The organism is Streptomyces flaveolus, from assembly GCF_014648815.1.
Taxonomy (GTDB): Bacteria; Actinomycetota; Actinomycetes; order Streptomycetales; family Streptomycetaceae; genus Streptomyces; species Streptomyces flaveolus.
Genome location: NZ_BMRV01000003.1, coordinates 463,767 through 483,313 on the forward strand (window position 1 = coordinate 463,767; position 19,547 = coordinate 483,313).

General features: G+C 70.9%; 15 protein-coding genes and 1 pseudogene. 8 read left to right on the forward strand and 8 right to left on the reverse strand.

All coding sequences use genetic code 11. The features are described from left to right. Positions 1 to 40: 40 nt before the first annotated feature. The gene (locus tag IEZ05_RS09865; RefSeq protein WP_189229628.1) at positions 41 to 1,726 is read left to right on the forward strand and encodes a ribonuclease J; all 1,686 of its coding nucleotides are present in this window, start codon (positions 41 to 43) and stop codon (positions 1,724 to 1,726) included. Between the two features lie 484 nt (positions 1,727 to 2,210). Here IEZ05_RS09865 and IEZ05_RS09870 read toward each other — a convergent pair whose 3' ends face one another. Continuing rightward, entirely contained in the window at positions 2,211 to 2,684 is a 474-nt protein-coding gene (locus IEZ05_RS09870) for a hypothetical protein (RefSeq protein ID WP_229869639.1), read from the reverse strand. Positions 2,685 to 2,988: 304 nt separating this feature from the next. On the opposite strand from IEZ05_RS09870, the gene IEZ05_RS09875 reads away from it, so the two are divergent. Beyond that, positions 2,989 to 3,276 carry a WhiB family transcriptional regulator gene (locus IEZ05_RS09875; RefSeq protein WP_189229629.1) on the forward strand — a complete coding sequence of 96 codons (288 nt, stop codon included), beginning with the start codon at positions 2,989 to 2,991 and terminating at the stop codon, positions 3,274 to 3,276. Positions 3,277 to 4,358: 1,082 nt separating this feature from the next. On the opposite strand, the gene IEZ05_RS09880 is transcribed toward IEZ05_RS09875, so the two are convergent. Continuing rightward, positions 4,359 to 5,258, reverse strand: coding sequence for a helix-turn-helix domain-containing protein (locus tag IEZ05_RS09880; RefSeq protein ID WP_189229630.1), 900 nt, complete (start codon positions 5,256 to 5,258; stop codon positions 4,359 to 4,361). Between the two features lie 96 nt (positions 5,259 to 5,354). Between IEZ05_RS09880 and IEZ05_RS09885 the strand changes: the two genes are divergently transcribed. From IEZ05_RS09885 to IEZ05_RS09895, 3 genes are read left to right on the forward strand one after another with little or no spacing between them, the layout of a single operon-like run. After that, complete coding sequence (locus IEZ05_RS09885) at positions 5,355 to 5,945, forward strand: non-oxidative hydroxyarylic acid decarboxylases subunit B (protein WP_189229631.1); 591 nt, start codon at positions 5,355 to 5,357, stop codon at positions 5,943 to 5,945. A 42-nt stretch (positions 5,946 to 5,987) separates the two neighbouring features. After that, the gene (locus IEZ05_RS09890; protein ID WP_189229632.1) at positions 5,988 to 7,418 is read left to right on the forward strand and encodes a non-oxidative hydroxyarylic acid decarboxylases subunit C; all 1,431 of its coding nucleotides are present in this window, start codon (positions 5,988 to 5,990) and stop codon (positions 7,416 to 7,418) included. A gap of 49 nt (positions 7,419 to 7,467) precedes the next feature. Next, the gene (locus IEZ05_RS09895) at positions 7,468 to 7,707 is read left to right on the forward strand and encodes a non-oxidative hydroxyarylic acid decarboxylases subunit D (protein WP_189229633.1); all 240 of its coding nucleotides are present in this window, start codon (positions 7,468 to 7,470) and stop codon (positions 7,705 to 7,707) included. 320 nt (positions 7,708 to 8,027) lie between these two features. Here IEZ05_RS09895 and IEZ05_RS09900 read toward each other — a convergent pair. Together IEZ05_RS09900 and IEZ05_RS09905 are read right to left on the reverse strand one after the other, a co-directional pair. After that, positions 8,028 to 9,790: pseudogene (locus tag IEZ05_RS09900) on the reverse strand (thiamine pyrophosphate-dependent enzyme). Positions 9,791 to 9,804: 14 nt separating this feature from the next. Next, positions 9,805 to 11,388 (reverse strand): FMN-binding glutamate synthase family protein, encoded by a 1,584-nt coding sequence (locus IEZ05_RS09905; RefSeq protein WP_189229634.1) that lies wholly within the window; start codon positions 11,386 to 11,388, stop codon positions 9,805 to 9,807. Between the two features lie 238 nt (positions 11,389 to 11,626). Here IEZ05_RS09905 and IEZ05_RS09910 point away from each other — a divergent pair, with 238 nt between their 5' ends. Then, a complete protein-coding gene (locus IEZ05_RS09910) occupies positions 11,627 to 12,457 on the forward strand; it encodes a tetratricopeptide repeat protein (protein WP_229869640.1) in 831 nt (276 codons plus the stop codon). 55 nt (positions 12,458 to 12,512) lie between these two features. Here the strand turns inward: IEZ05_RS09910 and IEZ05_RS09915 are convergent, their stop codons facing one another. Continuing rightward, the gene (locus tag IEZ05_RS09915) at positions 12,513 to 13,475 is read right to left on the reverse strand and encodes an urea transporter (RefSeq protein WP_229869641.1); all 963 of its coding nucleotides are present in this window, start codon (positions 13,473 to 13,475) and stop codon (positions 12,513 to 12,515) included. Between the two features lie 733 nt (positions 13,476 to 14,208). On the opposite strand from IEZ05_RS09915, the gene IEZ05_RS09920 reads away from it, so the two are divergent. Further along, the gene (locus IEZ05_RS09920) at positions 14,209 to 14,424 is read left to right on the forward strand and encodes a hypothetical protein (protein ID WP_189229635.1); all 216 of its coding nucleotides are present in this window, start codon (positions 14,209 to 14,211) and stop codon (positions 14,422 to 14,424) included. 127 nt (positions 14,425 to 14,551) lie between these two features. Here the strand turns inward: IEZ05_RS09920 and IEZ05_RS09925 are convergent, their stop codons facing one another. Together IEZ05_RS09925 and IEZ05_RS09930 are read right to left on the reverse strand one after the other, a co-directional pair. Further along, complete coding sequence (locus tag IEZ05_RS09925) at positions 14,552 to 15,673, reverse strand: serine hydrolase domain-containing protein (RefSeq protein ID WP_229869642.1); 1,122 nt, start codon at positions 15,671 to 15,673, stop codon at positions 14,552 to 14,554. Between the two features lie 205 nt (positions 15,674 to 15,878). Continuing rightward, positions 15,879 to 16,619: a class I SAM-dependent methyltransferase gene (locus IEZ05_RS09930; RefSeq protein WP_189229636.1), complete on the reverse strand. Its 741-nt coding sequence runs from the start codon at positions 16,617 to 16,619 to the stop codon at positions 15,879 to 15,881. Positions 16,620 to 16,910: 291 nt separating this feature from the next. Between IEZ05_RS09930 and IEZ05_RS09935 the strand changes: the two genes are divergently transcribed. Beyond that, positions 16,911 to 17,372, forward strand: a complete 462-nt coding sequence (locus tag IEZ05_RS09935; protein ID WP_189229637.1) for an excalibur calcium-binding domain-containing protein — start codon at positions 16,911 to 16,913, stop codon at positions 17,370 to 17,372. 235 nt (positions 17,373 to 17,607) lie between these two features. Here the strand turns inward: IEZ05_RS09935 and uppS are convergent, their stop codons facing one another. Beyond that, positions 17,608 to 19,506, reverse strand: a complete 1,899-nt coding sequence (gene uppS, locus IEZ05_RS09940; RefSeq protein ID WP_268255170.1) for a polyprenyl diphosphate synthase — start codon at positions 19,504 to 19,506, stop codon at positions 17,608 to 17,610. Positions 19,507 to 19,547 lie beyond the last annotated feature (41 nt).

The following is a 19,547-nucleotide window of genomic DNA, read 5'->3' on the forward strand; positions in this document are numbered from 1 at the left end:
CAATGGATCACCATGTCCCCATCTCCGGTAGCGTCAAGGTATGAGTCATCCACACCCCGAACTGAAAGCCGCCCCTCCTCTCCCCGAAGGAGGGCTGCGGGTCGTCGCCCTGGGCGGCCTGGGGGAAATCGGCCGCAACATGACCGTCTTCGAGTACGCCGGCAAACTGCTCATCGTCGACTGCGGCGTGCTGTTCCCCGAGGAGACCCAGCCCGGCGTGGACGTGATCCTGCCGGACTTCACCTCGATCCGGGACCGGCTGGACGACGTCGTAGCGGTCGTGCTCACCCACGGCCACGAGGACCACATCGGCGGCGTGCCGTACCTGCTGCGCGAGCGGTCCGACATTCCGGTCGTCGGCTCCAAGCTGACCCTGGCGTTCCTGGAGGCCAAGCTCAAGGAACACGGCATCCGGCCGCGCACGGTGCGGGTGCGGGAGGGCGACCGGCGCGGCTTCGGGCCCTTCGACTGCGAGTTCGTGGCGGTCAACCACTCCATCCCGGACAGCCTAGCGGTCGCGATCCGCACCGGCGCCGGGATGGTGCTGCACACCGGTGACTTCAAGATGGACCAGTTCCCTCTCGACGACCGCATCACCGACCTGCGCGCCTTCGCCCGCCTCGGCGAGGAGGGCGTGGACCTGTTCCTCACCGACTCCACCAACGCCGAGGTACCCGGCTTCACCACGTCCGAGCGTGAGCTGAACCCGGCGATCGAGCAGGTGATGCGCACCGCGCCGCGCCGGGTCATCGTCTCCAGCTTCGCCAGCCATGTGCACCGCATCCAGCAGGTCCTGGACGCCGCCCACCAGCACGGCCGCAAGGTCGCCTTCGTCGGCCGGTCGATGGTCCGCAACATGGGCATCGCCCGTGACCTGGGCTATCTGAAGGTCCCGTCCGGTCTGGTCGTGAGCACGAAGGAGCTGGAGAAGCTCCCGGACCACAAGGTCACTCTGGTGTGCACCGGCTCCCAGGGCGAGCCGATGGCCGCGCTGTCGCGGATGGCCAACCGTGACCACATGATCCGCATCGGCAAGGGCGACACCGTCCTGCTCGCCAGCTCCCTCATCCCCGGCAACGAGAACGCCATCTATCGGGTGATCAACGGACTCACCCGGTGGGGCGCCCACGTGGTCCACAAGGGCAACGCCAAGGTGCACGTCTCCGGGCACGCCAGCGCCGGCGAACTCGTCTACTGCTACAACATCGTCAAACCCCGCAACGTCATGCCCGTGCACGGCGAATGGCGTCACCTGCAGGCCAACGGCGACCTCGCCGTCCGCACCGGCGTCGACCCGGACCGGGTCGTCATCGCCGAGGACGGCGTCGTCGTCGACCTGGTCGACGGACGCGCGTCCATCACCGGCAAGGTCCCCGCCGGCAACGTGTACGTGGACGGCATGGAGGTCGGCGGTGCCACCGAAGCGTCCCTCAAGGACCGCCTCACCCTCGCCGCCGAAGGCGTGGTCACCGTGGTGGCGATCGTCGACGCGGACACGGGTGCCCTCGCCGAGCCCCCCGACTTCCTGGCCCGCGGCTTCGTCCACGACGACGCCACCTTCGAGCCGGTCATCCCCGTCATCGAGAAGACCCTGGCCACCGCGGCTGAGGAAGGCGTGGGGGATGCGCGCCAACTCGAACAGCTCCTCGCCCGGTCCGTGGCGAACTGGGCGTTCCGCACCCACCGCCGCAAGCCGCTCATCATCCCCGTCATCATCGACGCCTGAGCCACGGTGCGGCAGGCGCCGGGGGTGGACGCCGATGCGAACGATCGGTGGCGGCGCGGGTAGTCCACGCCGCCGCGTCTGTCCCGTGGGCTCGGGCACAGGGCAGCGTCGAGGAGCTGCAGGGAGCTGCCCAGGCTTGACCGGATGCCCATGACGTGGCGCAGGCCCCGGCGACCGCGCGGGCGGTTGCCGGCCGGGCCGCGGCCATGCGCACTTTCAGCCCACCCGGTCGACGGCAGGCCCTCGGTGTCAGTGGTGAAGATCTGTGTCAGTCATCGGGCGGTGCCCTGTGGCCCGCCGGGGCGGTGGGCGTGCGCCGACCGGTGGTGTTGCGGTGACGCCGGCCCACGTCCTGCACGAGGGCCCCCGACCGATTCATCACCCGGCACAAAGCGGCCCTCGGGCGCGTGAGTGCCGTGTGTGGGCTTCCGTGTGCGTGGGACCTGGCGGCGATGCGTTCCAGGGCCCGGGGCTCGCCCGCGCGTCAGCCCCAGGCGTTGAAGAGCACTCCGCCCAACGTGGTGATGCCGTAGAGGCGGATCTGGCGCCACTGGCCCTGGTCGAGGCCCGAGGTGTCGACGTCCGACAGCGGCAGCGTGAGCTCGGCATGACCGAGCACGACGAAGCCCAGGTCGGCGAACGTACGGGCCCACGGCGGCGGGGCGAGGAACTCCTCGGTGTACCAGTCCCGGCGCTCCGCAGCGAACGCGATCCAGGGGTGGTGGACGTGACACAGCACGACGTACTCGTCTGTGCCCGCGATGATCGTTGCCGTGTGGAACGTACGCGGGTACCTCTGTTCCTCCACCTCGCCCAGACGGCCTCCGGCCGCCCGGGCGGCTGCGTACAGCGCTGTGCGGAACGTCCGCAGGCCGGTCAGCGGCAGCGGCCCGTCCTCCGGCCGGAAGAAACCGGTGGCGCCCTGCGGCAGTGTGAACGCGTCCTCGTCTGCGGCCATGCCGCCCATTGTGCGAGGCGGACGCATACCGCCGCAGAGCGTTATGACATCCGGAGGCACGAGCGTGGCTGTTGTGCAGGTGGCTGAGCTGCGGGCTCTTCCTGTTCTGTTCGGTTGGCCGTGAGCTCGTCGGCGCATCGTCGCGTACACGTTCTTGCCCGGAGGTCGTCCGGGGCTCGTCGGTCATGACAGAACTCTCCCTGTCCCCGGCCGATCGTCACCCTTGCGGAAACGTGAGGACTGATCGGCCGTGACCTGGGCATAGGCTCGGTGCTGTCGCTGAGCGCGACGGGGGAGGAAAGACATGACGACTACGACGCACTGGCAGGAGGACGCCGCATGCCGCGGCGCCGACTCGGACGAACTGTTCGCGGAGAGCACCCGCCAGAAGCGGGCCAAGCAGGTGTGCGACGGCTGCCCCGTACGCATCGACTGCCTGGTGGAAGCACTGGACAACCGCATCGAATGGGGCGTGTGGGGAGGCATGACCGAACGGGAGCGCCGCTCGCTGCTGCGCCGCCGACCGGGCGTCGTCTCCTGGCGGCGCGTCCTGAACAGTGCTCGCATCGAACCCCAACAGCGCGCCAGTTGACCGGACGCACGGCGCCGTTGTGCACCGACCACATCACCCGCGTCCGGTTGACGACCCGCGCACGTTTCTTCCCTGCCCGGACCCGCGTGCCTGCCGACCGTAGCTCCGCACACATGCGGCTCGGCGCGCCGGCGGGTTGCGCGTGATGGCAGGCGTGTTGGGCCTCATGCCCATCGGACTGTCGCTGGCCTACATCCCGCCAGGTAGCGCCGGAGCCAGTCGCCAGTCTCCGGAGCCACGACCTGTGATCGTCGGTTCAGGCAACGTCCGAGGGTGTGGGTCGTCCCGTGGCAGATTCCCCCGGAGCTCCGGGGGCAGGCGAAGCGTCGCCGCCGTCCAGGCATGTCAGCGATACGAGGACGAATGCCCGAGCGCCCTGGGGTGGCTGGACGGGGAGCACGGCGAGAACCGTGCAATTGCCCTTCGTGAGAGACAGCACCTCGGCCCCGGCATCGGGACCCGGCTGCCATCCGTGCTCGGAACGGGCCCGCGCGAAGGCCGCCTTCAGCGCGGCCTTCATCGTCTCGGGCGCGTGCCGTCCCGAGAGCCGCTCGGAGCACCTGCCCAGAGAGTTCGATGGTTCTCTCTCCACCTCGATGCCCTCCGCCGCCAGCACCGACCTGATCTCCGACACCGCTGTGTCCGCGGGCAGAGCCGGGCCGGAAAAGCGCGGGGGGAGTGGGCCGAGATCCCGAGGGACACAGGCCACCGCAGTCATCAGGGTCACTATGACGATGCACGCCAGGGCCGAGCGTCTCATTCGCTGTCGAGCGATGGTGTCCGTCCTCTCTCCGTGTTGGACGGCTGACCATTCTGCCGTCCTGCTGATCCTGACGGACCACCGGCCGTGACGGACCGTCCCGAAGCGGGGGCCGCATCCCAACTGCGCGCCCCCTTGCAGTCCGTAAGGCCACCGCAACACAACCACCGACACCGACGGATGACTGCCCAGCACTCCACGACCCGTCCGCCGACCCCCGGCAGGAGGGCAGCCGGAACACCCCAGGCCCCGCCCGCAGACCCCGCCCCTCTCGCGGTCGCATAAGGCTGCGGTGGCCGTCGGCGATCCGGTCAGGTGCCGCTCAGGCGCCGCGAGCCGAGCGGCGGAAAGCCGTGGGCGTCGTCCCCGTCCGCTGCCGGAAGAACTTGGTGAAGTCGCTGGCGTCGGCGAACCCGAGCCGTGCGGCCACCGCAGCGACGCCCGCCGGACCGTGGGCCAGCTCCCGTTTGGCCTCCAGCACCACGCGTTCGTCGATGTAGCGCTTGGCCGGCATGCCGGTGACGGCTTCCGTGGCCCGGGTGAGCGTGCGACGGCTGTACCCGAGCGCCACCGCGTAGTCCTCCACCCGGCGCGTGACCGCGAAGTCACGCTCCACGGCCGCGTGGAACCGGCGGAACGTCTCGTTCGGTGTCGGACCGCCCGGCTCCGAGCCGTACGCCCCCGCCAGGCGCACCAGCAGCACCGCCAGCAGGTGCCGCAGTACCCGCAGGTGGGCCTCCAGCGGCAGCTCCGCCATGGCCTCGTACTCGTACCGCAGGTGGTCCAGTGCCCGGCGCAACCCCTCCGCTTCGGCGCCGCCGGGGCTGAGCGGTCCTCGGGCCGGTGCCACGTCGGCGACCGGGGCGGCGGCTGTCTCCGCGTCCGGAAAGCCGGCGGGGAAGGCGATCACCAGGCCCTCGGCCGTCACCAGGTCCTCGCCCCAGCGCTGCACCTGCCCGGGGCGGATCCACAGCCAGGCACCGCCGGACAGTTCGTGCCGGGTGAAGTCCACCGACACCGTCAGGCGGCTGCCCGGCCGGACGGCGACGAGCTGGTGGAAGGCGGGGCGCAGCGAGGTGTACGGATCGTTGCCGTGCCGGCGGGCACGCTCGGCCAGACCCGCCAGCTCGACCAGCTCCAGACCCGGCGGGGAGCCGGCCGTGCGCCGCAGCGCCAGGTCCCGGATGCCGGGCCGCTTCTCAATCTGTCCGCTTTTCCCCATGGCGAGTCCCGAGTGTACCGCCACGACCCTCAGCCGGGCTCCTAGCGTGAGGACATAGGCGCAGACCAGCGCGGTGCACGCGGAAGGAAACCCGGTATGAGACTGGTCGTGGGGATGACGGGAGCCACCGGCGCCGTGTTCGGTGTCCGGTTCCTCCAGGTGCTGGCCCAGCTGCCGGACGTCGAGACCCATCTGGTCCTCAGCCGGTGGGCGCGGACGACCATCGAGCTGGAGACGGGCAAGTCCGCGGACGAGGTCGGCGACCTGGCCGACGTCGTGCACCGGCCGGAGGATCAGGGCGCCACCATCTCTTCCGGGTCGTTCCGCACCGACGGCATGGTGATCGTGCCGTGCTCGATGAAGACCCTCGCCGGAATCCGCGCCGGATACGCCGACGGTCTGGTCGGGCGTGCCGCGGACGTGGTGCTCAAGGAGCGCCGCAGGCTCGTCCTGGTTCCGCGCGAGACACCGCTCAACGAGATCCACCTGGAGAACATGCTCGCGCTGTCCCGGATGGGCGTGCAGTTGGTGCCGCCCATGCCCGCCTTCTACAACCACCCGCAGTCGGTGGACGACATCGTCGACCACGTCGTGGCCCGGATCCTCGACCAGTTCGACCTGCCCGCCCCCGCCGCCAAGAGGTGGGAGGGCATGCGCGCCGCCCGCCGGCTGCGACCGGCCTCCTGACCCCGGCGCACCCCCTCACTTCCAGCCCTTCACGGAGTACCCATGCCTTATGACGACCTGCGCGGTTTCCTCTCCACCTTGGAGAAGGAGGGCCAGCTGCTGCACATCACCGAGGAAGTCCTTCCCGAACCCGACCTGGCGGCGGCGGCCAACGCCGCCGGACGGATCGGCGACGGCGCGCCCGCCCTGTACTTCGACAACGTCGCGGGCTTCACCGACGCGCGCATCGCCCTGAACGTCCACGGCTCCTGGGCCAACCACGCACTGGCCCTCGGCCTGCCCAAGCACACCCCGGTCAAGGAGCAGGTGGAGGAGTTCGCCCGGCGCTGGGACGCCTTCCCGGTCGCCCCCGAGCGGCGCGAGGACGCCCCGTGGCGGGAGAACACGCAGGAGGGCGACGACGTCGACCTCTTCTCGGTGCTTCCCCTGTTCCGCCTCAACGACGGCGACGGCGGCTTCTACCTCGACAAGGCCGCCGTGGTCTCCCGGGACCCGGAGGACCCCGGCCACTTCGGCAAGCAGAACGTCGGGACCTACCGTCTCCAGGTCATCGACAGGAACCGGCTCGCGATACAGCCCGTCCCCGTGCACGACGTCGCGATCCACCTGCGCAAGGCGGAGGAGAAGGGCGAGGACCTGCCCATCGCCATCACCCTCGGCAACGACCCGGTGATGGCGATCGTGGCCGGGATGCCCATGGGATACGACCAGAGCGAGTACGAGATGGCCGGCGCCCTGCGCGGCGCCCCCGCCCCCATCGCCACCGCCCCCCTCACCGGCTTCGACGTGCCCTGGGGCTCCGAGGTCGTCATCGAGGGCGTCATCGAGAGCCGCAAGCGCCAGATCGAGGGCCCCTTCGGAGAGTTCACCGGGCACTACTCCGGCGGCCGCCGCATGCCCGTCGTCCGCATCGACCGCATCTCCTACCGCACGAACCCGGTCTTCGAGTCCCTCTACCTGGGCATGCCGTGGACCGAGTGCGACCACCTCGTCGGCCCCAACACCTGTGTGCCGCTGCTGAAGCAGCTGCGTGCCGAGTTCCCCGAGGTCCAGGCCGTCAACGCCATGTACACGCACGGCCTGCTGGCCGTGATCTCCACCAGGAAGCGGTACGGCGGTTTCGCCAAGGCCGTGGCCATGCGCGCCATGACGACCCCGCACGGACTGGGTTACATCACCACGGTCATCGTCGTCGACGAGGACGTCGACCCGTTCGACCTGCCGCAGGTCATGTGGGCGATGTCGTCGAAGGTGAACCCGGCCGGCGACGTCATGATCCTGCCCAACCTCTCGGTGGTCGAACTGGCCCCTGCCGCCCAGCCCGCGGGCCTGACCAGCAAGATGATCATCGACGCCACCACGCCCGTGCATCCCGACACGCGAGGCAACTTCTCCACGCCGACCAAGGACCTCCCCGAGGCGAAGGACTGGACGGCCAGGCTCCAGCGCCTGCTGTCCGAAGCCCGCGGCTGACGCCCGCCTCCGGCACCGTCCTACCGGCTCCCATCAGGAAGGCACTCCCATGACCGACGACTGCTGCGCCCGCTGCGCCCACGAGAGCATCAGGACCCTCTACTCCTCACCCGTCCCCGGCGTCTGGGACGTCCTGCGGTGCGACCGCTGCCTCTACACCTGGCGAACCAGCGAACCGCCCCGGCGCACACGCCGCGACGCCTACCCGGAGGCGTTCCGGCTCACCCCGGCGGACATCGAGAACGCCACCGAGGTACCGGCCGTCCCCCCGCTGCGCACGGCCCCCTGACTGCGTCCGGGGCGGGAACGAACGCATCCCTGCCGGGCCCTCGTCGCCCGAGGCGTGGGCTGCCCCGGGCCGGCGCCGCCGCAGCACAAGACGGCGGACTGGCGTGACAACGAAGGCCCGGGCGGTGCCGGTGCGCCTCGGCGGTGGGCACCCCGGCTCGCCGACGGCCGGCCTGGGCGAGGGCGGTGGCGAAGGCGACGGAGCCGAGGATCTTCGGGGGCTTCGAGCGGGCCGCGTCCCCGTGCCGGGTGAGGGCGGTGTCGACGCAGCGGTGGCACACGCTCACCCGGGCGACGATCCGCGTGCCCGCGAAGGGCCGATCAGTGTCCGTCCGGCTCTCCGTGGCTGCGTACGACCTCCTTCACCTTGGCCAGCGCGAAACCCCATCCCTGCTCGACCGTCGGCTTGGCGGGAACGGCGATCTCGTCGGGATTGGTGAGGACATCGAGCAGCACCGGTCCCGGGGTGCGGAAGGCGCGTTCCACGGCGCTCTCCACGTCGGCGGGGTCCGTCACGCGGATACCCGTGATGCCCATGGCCTCGGCCACCGCGGCGAAGTCGGGATTGTCGAGTACCGTGCCGAACTCGGGCAGACCGGCCTGCTCCTGTTCGAGTTTCACCATGCCCAGCCGGCGGTTGTCGAAGACGACCAGCTTGACGGGGAGCCGGTACGTCTTCAGCGTCATGAGGTCACCGAGGAGCATGCCCAGTCCGCCGTCACCGCAGAAGGCGACGACCTGCCGCTCGCGGTCCAGGAACTGGGCCCCCAGAGCCTGCGGCATGGCGTTGGCCATCGAGCCCAGGTTGTAGGAGCCGACAAGGCGCCGCTCACCCCGCATCTCGACGAAACGCGACAGCCACACCGTGGCCATGCCCGTGTCGGAGGTGAAGACCGCGTCGTCGGCCGCGAGGCGGTCCACGACCGCGGCCAGGGCCTCCGGCCGGATGTCGTGGTCACGGTTGTCCAGTGCGGAGCGGATGCGCCCCACGACGCCCTTGTCGTGCGAGGGGTCGGCGAGCCGGGCCTGGCCCGTACGCCACTGGTCGAAGCGCTCACGCGCCTTCTCCAGGTGCGAGCGGTCACGCGCTCCCTCGGACCCGGCGGGTGCGGCGGCGAGGTGGTCCAGGAGGTCGCGTACGGTGGCGCCGGTGTCGCCCACCAGCCCCACGTCCACTGCGACGCGGCGTCCGATGTGGGTCGCCTCGGTGTCCACCTGGATGACGGTCCGGCCCTCGGGATACCAGTCCCGGTAGGGGAAGTCCGTGCCGAGCAGCAGGAGGGTGTCCGCGTCCTGGAGGGCCGCCGCCGCGGCGGGGTTGCCGATCAGGCCCGTCTGGCCGACCTGGAAGGGATTGGCGTCGCCCTCGAATCCGGCCTTGGCCTTCAGGGTGAGCACCATGGGGGCGGCCAGGCGGTCGGCGAGGGCGAGAACGTCCTGGCGGGCGGCCCGGGCTCCCTGGCCGACGAGCAGGGTGACGCGCTCCGACCCGTCGAGGAGTTCCGCGGCGCGGCGGACGGCGGACTCGTCCGGCCGGCTCAACGGGGCATTCAGGGAGAACCGGGCCGGCCGGTCCGCGGTCAGCTCGCGCTCGCCCAGGTCGCCGGGCACGGTGAGGACGGCGACGCCCTTGCGGCCCAGTGCGTGGCGTACGGCCGTCTCCAGCATCTGCGGCAGCTGGTCGGGTGAGGTGACGGTCGCGCGGAAGACGGCCACGTCGCTGAAGAGGGCGTCGTTGTCGACCTCCTGGAAGTAGTCGCTGCCGATCTCGGCGAGCGGCACCTGGCCGGCGATGGCCAGCACCGGGGCATGGCTCTTGGCCGCGTCGTACAGCCCGTTGAGGAGATGTACGGAGCCGGGGCCCACGGTGCCCATGCACACGCCGAGGGTGTCGGTGAGCTGCGACTGGCGCTCGCGGCGAAGGCGGCCGCTTCCTCGTGCCGGCATCCCACCCACTCCAGGCCGTCGGTGGTGCGGATGGCGTCCGTCAGGGGGTTGAGAGCGTCTCCCACAACGCCGAACACCTGGCGCACGCCGAGTTCGCTCAGCGCGTCCACGATCACTTGGGCAACGGTACGGGCCACGTGAGTCCTCCAGGTCAGACGGTGAAACGATCAGGGTCGGCGGCCTTCCAGTCGGCCGCCCATGAAGCCGGTGGCTCGACGAGCAACTGCCCCGGCTCGAGCCACTCGTACAGCTCCTCGTAGGAGCGTTCGGTGAGGGGGTCGACCCGCCGACGGAGCATGTGCGGGCGCAGCTCCGCGGGGTCGGTGACACCCATGGACGCCATGATCTGCAGGGCGCTCGCCACGGTCGCCTCCTGGAAGCGCTGGACGCGCGGCGTCTTGTCCCGCACGTCCAGGGCACGGGCTCGGCGGGGGTCCTGGGTCGTGACGCCGGTGGGGCAGGTGTTGGTATGGCACCTTTGCGCCTGGATGCAGCCGACGGCGAACATCATCGCCCGTGCCGCGTTGCCGTAGTCGGCGCCCTGCACCATGCGCTTGACGAGGTCGGTACCGGTGGCGATCTTGCCGCTCGCCCCGATCCTGACCCGGTCGCGCAGGCCCGCCCCCACGAGGGCGTTGTGCACCGTGAGCAGGCCCTCGGTGAGCGGTGTGCCCACGTGGTCGGCGAACTCCAGCGGCGCCGCTCCGGTTCCTCCCTCGGCGCCGTCCACCACGATGAAGTCGGGCGCCGTGCCCTCCTCCAGCATGGCCTTGCACACGGCCAGGAACTGCCGGCGTGAGCCCACACACAGCTTGAACCCGGCCGGCTTGCCACCCGACAGCTCACGCATGCGGGCGACGAAGCGCACGAGTTCACGCGGTGTGGAGAACACCCGGTGGTACGGCGGGGAGACGACCGTACGTCCCTCGGGCACGCCCCGGACCCGGGCTATCTCGGAGTTCACCTTGGGGCCCGGCAGCACACCGCCGATGCCGGGCTTGGCGCCCTGCGACAGCTTTAGGGACACGCACTTGACGTGGTCGTGCGCGGCCTTGTCGGCGAACATGGCGGCGTCGAAGCCGCCGTCGGAGGTCCGGCAGCCGAAGTACCCGGTGCCGATCTCCCACACGAGGTCGCCCCCTGGACGCAGGTGGTACTCCGACAGCCCGCCCTCGCCGGTGTCCTGGGCGAAGCCGCCCGCCGCGGCACCGCCGTTGAGAGCGAGCACCGCGTTGGCCGACAGTGAGCCGAAGCTCATCGCCGACACGTTGAGCAGTGCCATGTCGTACGGCCGGACGCAGTCCGGGCCTCCGATCCGAACGCGTGGCGGGGACTCGCGCACCGGGCACGGCGCCATCGACGGGACCAGGAACTCGTAGCCGGGCTGATACACATCCCGTTCGGTACCGAACGGCTCCTCGGCGTCGGTGCCCTTGGCCCGCTCGTAGACGATGCTGCGCACATCCCGGTCGAAGGGGCGCCCGTCGAAGTTCCGCTCGACGAAGTACTGCTGCAGCTCCGGACGTATGCGCTCCAGAAGGAAGCGGGCATGGCCGAGCACGGGATAGTTGCGCAGCACCGAATGCCGGCGCTGCACCAGATCCCACACGGCCAACAGGCCCAGCAGGAGCAGCGGCACGGCGGCGAGCAACCACCAAGGGGACGCCAGGGCCGCGGCCAGTGCCGCCAGTACACCTGCGACAAGGATCAGAACGACGATTGCCATGCGTGTCACCACTAGCTCCTTGCCGTGCGATCGCTCTCCAGTCCTGCGGTTACGTCAAAGATCCGCCAAGCGCGTGCCTGCCCGGCCCCGGAGGGGAGGATGCTGGGCGTGCCTCGAGCTGGGCCGGCCGGGCCCGTTGCCGCCCGGCCTCCCGGGCCGCCGTGTCCGTCTCGGCTCGCCTGCTGCGCCGGTTGCCGTTCCTTGCCTCTTCGCCGAGCATGCTGCGCAGCGTCCGTATGCTCCCGTCATGAGATTCTTCCGGCCGCGCGGCCGAAGCGACGCCCAGCGAATGACGGGAACGCCGGTGGCTGCGGCCAAGGCCCTCTACGAGGGCGGGCGCTACGCCGAGGCGGAGGCCGAAGCCCGCGCCTTGGCCCGATCGCGGCCACGCGACGACGAATACGCAGCGGTGGCGCTGAACATCGCCGCGCTCGCGACGGGCGCCCAAGGGCGCCACGCCGAGGCACTCGCCACCTACGACGAAGCGCTGCCCGTCTTCAGCAGGATATTCGGAGCCGATCACTGGCTGACCCTGAAGCTGCGCTCGGACCGCGCCCAGCAGTTGACTTCGCTCGGCCGGCACGCCGAGTGCGAGGCGGAATGTGCGGCCGTCGCCGAGGCCGCAGGCCGCGGTACCGGCCCGGAGATGTCACTCCTTGCTGCGGCCGCCCGCAATGGGCTGGTCTTCGCCCTCAATGCGCAGGGACGTCACCAGGAGGCCGAGGCACTCGCCCGGGAAGCCCTGGCCGCCCGTCCCGAACGTGACCGGGCGTCCCTCGTCCTGCGCCTCGGACTGGCCCGCAGCCTCAACGGCCAAGCCCGCTACGAAGACGCCCTCACCGAGGCGCAGGGCGCCGACAGGCTGTACCGCGCTCTGCCCGAACACCAGCGCCACCCAGATGCGGGCGCCGTCGAACTGGCCTTGGCCAACGCCCTGTGGGCTCTGCGCCGCGCTCCCGACGCCCGGCGCCGGGCGGCAGCCGCTCACGACGCCTGCCTGGCCTCCTTCGGCCCGGACCACAGGCGCACCGTCGAAGCCCGAACGCTGCTCGAGCACATCGACAGCACCCGGCCATAAGCGCAGCACACCCGCCCCGGGGCGAGTCGCAGGCCCTCCTTGAGAGCTCATCCAGCTATCGCAGGAGACCCACGGCCGGGCCGGGGCCCTGGGCACGGTCCGGGCCGGTCAGCCGCGGGAAGGAGCGGGCGGCGGCCAGGAAAGCGAGCGTCGTCAGCACGAACGGCCAGGTGAAGGCGTGCCCGCCGGACGGAGCGAGCAGCGCGGCGACGGCCGGGGTCACAGCCGTCGCGGTCGCCGCGCCGAGCAGGGCGTACAGCAGCGTGGCGGGCGCCGCCGGCAGGAACACGCCGCACAGCGCAAGTGCGACCAGCACCGCGTTGTAGCCCATGGTGCCGTCGGCGATCCGCTCGGCCGGCGCCCCGAGCGCCCACGCGGTCACGATGCCCGTCACGCTGCCGGCGCAGGCGATCAGCCCAGCCGTCCAGCTCGCCAGGAAGACACCCGCGAGCAACAGCGCCCCCACGTGCCACCCCTCCAGGAAGAAGAGCTGGGACACGTTGTGGAGGAACGCCCGCGCCAGGTCGTCCGGGTGCAGGGCGGTCGGCCCGGAGGCCGCGCCCGGCAGCGCGGCGAGGCTGTCGCCGTGCGGCCAGGTCCGCCGGAAGGCGGGCGCGGCGACGGTCACCGCGACCGCCAGGAGGCAGTAGGGCAGGGTCAGCGCCGGCAGGTTCCAGACGCTCAGCACACGCACCGCCGCCGCCGTGCCGACGGTGACCACGATGCAGGCCGCGGCGGCGAGCAGTGCCGTGGCCGGCCGGTCCCGGCCGAGGAAGACGGCGAGGCAGAGGGCGAGCAACGCGGCGTTGAAGCCCTCCAGACCTGCCTCCTGCCGGTCGCGTGGCACGCCGAGCCAGCGGGCGGTCCAGGTACCCAGGGCTGCGCCCCCCACCGCGTACGCGGCGTACCGCCAGTCGGCCATGCACAGGGCCACAGCGAAGACGGCCCCCGTCCAGGGACTCACCTGGAACACCACTTGGCCCAGGCCCCGCAGCACCTGCGCGCAGAAGCCCGGCACGTGTGCCGGACACCACCACCATCGGGCCCGCACCGACCGTCGCACGTTTCCGCCCCCCTCAGCTGATATTCCGTGTAGCGATATTAGCTTTCCGTAATACGGTATGTGTTGAGCGTCTGAACGGAACGACGGGTCGAACGCCGATGAAGACGCCGTCGGCTGGGAGCGGGCAGAGCGTACGTCCGCTGTGGCGTGGCATCCGGACCTGCCACTGCTCGTAGTGGCAGGGGGAGACGGACTGCGGCAGTGGACTCCTGCTGGGGTCTGTGAACCGGAAGGCGCTCCGGCCACGGCCTCCTACGTGCCTCCGGAACCATCGGTGCCGGGCCCCCGTGGGACACGGGAGTCGCGGAGCATCCCGGGGGCGGACCGGTCGCTACGCTCACCAGCGACCAGGGAGTCACGCACTGCCTTTTCGCGCGCCTCGATCAGGGGACCGGGCCAGCCGCTCCGCCGGGCGCTGACCCTGAGGCCATCCGGCAACGGTGACCGAGGCCAGCACAACCCGCACCAGAATTGACGGAAGGGCACGACATGCTCCCGATGGACCAGATCCGGGCGCTCCTACTGGAGCACGACGATCCACGCCACCTGGAACGCCCCGCAGACTTCACCAAGGAGACTGCGCCGGACTGTTACACCCGCTTGGTGAGCGCCCTTGAGGAACGCTTCGGGCCGTCCTGCTCAAGTGGCCTGGGCCAGGACGCCAGAGGCACGCCCGCCCGAGGAGGTCGTGACGTGGCTCGACGGTGTCTGTACGGCCATGGGCTGCACCTTCGTCCCGGTCGATCTCCTGCGTGAGCCGTACGAGGGACCGTCGGTCCTGGAGGCGCACCGGGACGAGGAGCTGGTTGCGGTGCTCGTGGCCGCGGGTGAAACGGCCGAAGAGGAGGGCGAGGAGGAGGCGGAAATGGCGGTCTGGCACGACCGGTACTTCGAGTACATGTGAGACCGCGCTCGCTCCGTCTGCGACCTGAGGCGCAGCGCCTCGGCAGGCTTCACCACCAGCACGCCGTCAACTACCCGCATCCACCTCGCCGCAACCGATGCGTCCTCCCGCCGGACCGGCGGTGGGCTCAGGAGCCGACGAGTTCGTCGAGCAGTGAAAAGACCAGCATGTCGAAGGGGCGTGCGGTATCGCTGTAAGTGTTCACCATCATCATCACTGCCGTTCCGTTCTCCCGGTCGAACGCCGCGCAGGTGCTGAAGCCGTAGGTCCCACCGTTGTGCCACGTCATCGTGCGGCCCTCGGACAGCGCGCCGAAGTGCCAGCCGAGCCCCAGCCGCAGGCCCGTGGCGGGGTCGGTGAAGTGGTGACGCTGCGTCAGCTCGATCGCGTTCCGCAGCGGCGAGCGATCCGGGCGCAGTTGGGCATCCAGGTAGCGGAGCATGTCATCGACGGTGCTGTACATGGAGGTGCCCGCACCGCTGAGGACACGGTCGCGCCAGTCGGGAACGGCCTCCCCGGCCATATGGCCGACGGCCTTGCGGGAAGCCATGTCCGGTCGCAGGGCCGTGGTCGTGTCCCGCAGGCCCAGTGGCGCGGCCACCCGGCGCTGCAGCATCGCGTCCACGCCGTCGAAGGCCAGCGCCTGGCCGAGCAGCCCGAAGCCCAGGTTGGAGTATGCGTAGGCGCTGCCCGGCTCGTTGTCCAAAGGGGTCAGGCGCAGGCCGGCGGCCAAGTCCGCCAACGTGTAGTGCGCATAGGGGTTGTACGGGTCCGCCTCGGCCAGGAGGTTGGCGGGAAGGGTGGGCAGACCGGAGGAGTGGGTCGCCACGTCGCGCAGGGTGATCCGCCGGGTCTTCCCGCGCGGGACGGTGAACCCGGGCGGCAGGACGAGCGGCGAGTCCAGCCGCATCGTACCTGCGCCCACCGCGCGCGCCAGTGCGGTGGCGGTGAGCGTCTTGCCGATCGAGCCGAGCTGGAACACGGTCCTGCCGTCAGGGGCGGGGCCCTCCTGGCCGGCACCAGCCACATACCGCCGGCCACCGTGGATGACACCGAATACCGCGCTCGGGGCACCAGAAGCCAGCGCGCGGTCGAGGTAGGGCCGCACCCGCGCGGCCAAGCCCCCTCCAGCCGCCATGACCTTGCCGGGTAACAGTGCCACTCCGGCCGCGGCCGCCGCCGTGCCCAGCAGCCTTCGTCGATCCACGGTCCACTCCTTCGTCGTCCGATAGGGCGTGCGAATGCGCACGCCAAGAGGGAGTCAAGCGGTTTCAGCAGCCAACATCAACAGGTTCTGGCTCAGGTTCTGTGGTGGCGCGTCTCTCTGCTCCTGCTCGACATCCAGGGCATGGACAGTAGAGGCGGGGCAAGGACTGTGCGGAGGCGGTCGACGTTGGGGCATTGGGTCGCGGCCAGTGCCTCGCGTAGCCGCGGGCTCCTTGCATCAGCCGTGCTCACGGCTTGTGGGTTACCCAGAGGAGCTCCGCCGGCCAGCGGTGCGCCCAGTCGGGTGGGTCGGTTTCGTTGTAGCCGTTGGGTGTTCCGAGTTCGGGCCGCGGCTCGATGAGGTCGTCGATGATGAGACCCGCGCCGCGCAGGATCTTGACCCAGTCGCCGTAGGTGAGCTGATAGCTGGTCGCGCCGTCGCCTTCGTCGATGGCGTTCAGCCCGAAGTAGTCCTGCTGCAGTGTCGTGGTCACGCGGCCGGCGGCTTCGTCGTAGCAAGCCTCGAACCATGGGCTGGCGACGTTGAACACCAGGCGCCCGCCGGGGCCCAAGACGCGTGCGGCCTGCGGGACGGCCAGGTGCGGGTGCGCCCAGCTGAGCCCACCGAAGTCGCAGAACACCAGGTCGAAGCTGTCGGCGGCGAAGGGGAGTTGTTCGGCGGCGCCTTGCACCAGCGGGTAGTGGGCCGTTCCCATCGCGCGCGCCGCTGCGCCGAGTTGGGATTCGGACAGATCGAGCCCGACCACGGTGGCGCCCTCGGCGGCGAGCGCTCTGGACCACTGGCCGGCGCCGCAGCCGAGTTCGAGGACGCGCTTGCCGGTGACGTCACCCAGGGCGTGCAGGTGCGCGTCGGGAATGGAGTACATGCCCCACAGCCGGGGTGCGGCGCCGATTTGCGGGTCGTGCTCGTGCTGGTAGGCGCTGCTGATCCGGTTCCAGAGCCGCCGGTTGGCGGGGATGCTGTCCACGTGCCGACTCCAGCACTGCCTGCCGGGGCAGTCAACACGATTGGGGCACCGGCCGGCCCTCGCCTCGGTCCGGCCCTTGCCGGCCCATGATCCGCCGGACGAGCCCCAGCGCGCACTCACGGCGCGCGGCCCGCAGTCACCGGACATCAGCCTGACGGAGCCCGGTCACGGTGCCCGCGGTGCGTCGAGCCGGACGAACCGCTGCCACGACCGGCAATCTCCCCCAGAACTTCACGTTTTCTTCACGTAGCGGCTATCGTCAACGCTTCAACGACCAATCAGGGGGGCGACATGACCAACCCGTACACACCGCCGCCGGCAGGACAGCCCGCACCGAGGTGGGCACGTAAACGCTATGTCCTGCCCGCGCTCGGTCTCGCCTTCTTCCTCGGCATCGGTGCCGGCGCAGGCGACAGCCAGCCCAAGAACGACACCAAGCCGACCGCGGCCACGCCCCAGCCGACCGTCACCGTCACCACCACAGCGACCGTGAGCCCCGCCGCAGAGCCCGAGCCGGCGCCGACGGTGACAGAGACCGTGGAAGTCGAGGTCACAGAGACGGTCACCGCCGAGCCCGCCTACGACACCGGCACAGGCAGCAGCAACAACGACAGCAGCGGCGGCGGCAGCGTCTACTACGAGAACTGCGCTGCCGCGCGAGCTGCCGGCGCCGCACCCGTCCACCGCGGCGATCCCGGCTACGGCAGCCACCTCGACCGCGACAACGACGGCACCGGCTGCGACTGGGGCTGACCGAAGCACCCGTCCAGCTCTACGCGTCAGGTCAGCGTCCACGGGGCGAACTTCTGCGCCAAGGGCCCCGGTCTTCCATGCCGCCCGGTGCTCCGGCATCAAGAAGCGCATCGAGAGCAGCACCCGCTCGGGCTCCTCCGGCCGTGCGCGGCCTGACGTGCGTGGGCAGCACGGTCGCCCAGAGTTTGTCGGGGGTCGCCTCGCGCGCCCGTTCTTGCCGTCGGGCGAGCGAGCGTCACCTCTGGGTGCTGTCGTCCGTGTCGGCGGGGGCTGCGGTTGGCACTGTCGGTCGTCCGTTCTGCTGGGTGGGGATTGCGGGTGAGCTGTCAGCTGGTGGCGGCGTGTTCCGTGGTGTGGGCAGGGTGGCGCCGTGGCGGCGTTGGCGTTTGGTGTAGGCGGTGATGGCCTGCCACAGGTGGCGTCGGTCGGCGTCGGGCCAGTGCAGGTCGTCGAAGTGCAGTTCGGCGTAGGTGGCTTGCCAGGGAAGGAAGTTGGAGGTGCGTTGTTCGCCTCCCGTGCGCCACAGCAGGTCGACGTCGGGCAGGTCGGGGTGGGGCAGGTGCGCGGCGATGTCACGTTCGCTGAGCAGCTCGGGGTTGACGTGGCCTGCCTGGGCGGCGCGGATGAGGGCGGCGGCGGCCCGGGTGATCTCGTCGCGGCCTCCGTAGTTGATGCAGAAGGTCAGGGTCAGGCCGCTGCGGGTGCGGGTGGTGTGCTCTTGTCGGCGCAGGGCTTCGGTGAGGTCGGCGGGCAGACGTTCGGGCCGGCCGGACCAGCGCAGGCGGACATCCAGGTCGCGGTAGAGGTCTGCGTCGAGTTCGTCTCGCATCGCCGACAGGATGCGGCCGACTTCGTCGGTGTCACGGCGCCAGTTCTCGGTGGAGAACGCGTAGAGGGTCAGGTGGGGCAGTCCGATTTCCAGGGCGCCGTAGACGGTGTCGTGCATGGCCTGGATTCCGGCGAGGTGGCCTTCGTGGCGGGGCAGTCCGCGCTCTTGGGCCCAGCGTCCGTTGCCGTCCATGATGACCGCGACGTGGCGGGGCATCCGGTCGGCGGGGATGCGGGGTGGCGTGTGGCCCCCGGGGTGGGGCGGCGGCTGGCGGTAGCCGGTGCGGGCAGCCGGGAGGGGGCGTGGCGCGGTGGTGGCGTGTGGAGGGATCGCCCGGCGCGGACCGGGAGTGATCAAGGGAGTGAGTGTCCAGGCCAGCGCGGCACGCAGCCGGGCGGGGGTGAGGATGCGGACGCTGGTGACGAGGCGGGGGCGCGGCGCTGTGCGCAGGAGTTCGGGGCCGGCCCGGTCGACGGCGTCGAGTTGGGCGTGCAGGAGGGCGGCCATGGTGTCGATGACGGTGGCCGGCCCGGGGTGCATGCCGCGCGTCAGTTCGGGCCGGGTGGTCCAGCGGCGCGCCGTTGCTGTCAGGTAGGGGATCAGCGCTGCGACCTGCTCGCTCCAGCGGCGCTCCAGCAAGTCCTGCTCGGCGCCGGGGTGGTCCACGAGGGCTTCCAGGGGCAGTAGGAGGTCTCCCTGGGCGAGGTCGGCGGCGAGGTCGGTGAGGATGTCGGTGAGCCGGACACCGTCGAGGAACTGCTCGTAAGCGTCCTGACAGTCCAGGCGCAGGGACACCGGGATCCCGGCCCGGCCGAGAAGGTCCCGCATCTGTTCGAACCACGGCAGCAGATTCCCGCGGCCCCAGGCCCGCCAGCCGGCCCAGTCCGTGAAGCGGCGCCCGGTCGCATCGTCCCGCACCACTTCCAGTGCACCGCGCAGCCCGGCCAGGTCAAGGCGCCAGCGCACCGCTGTGTCGACCAGGGCATGACGCACCGGGTCCGTGCTCGTTCCCGCAGCCAGGTCCCGGTCGAGGGCAGTGATCCATGCCTCGACCCGGGCAGTGCGCTCCGGAGCCGTGGCGTCAGGGGCGTCGGCCAGGTCGTCGACGGCGTTCGCCGCCGCCCACAGGGCCCAGCAGGCTGGGCGCAGCAGGGACGGCATCAGCTGGATCAGCGCGTACTCGGCCGGGTCGCGCCGGGTCTGCCGACGGCAGATCTCGTACGCGGCCCGCAGGACGGGGTCGTCGTCCGTGGTGCTGCGCCGGAGGAGCGGGCGGTGATCGGAAGAGATGTTCGGTGTCGGCACGTTCGGGTCAACGACGCGGCGGGGCCGAGGTTGCGTGTTCG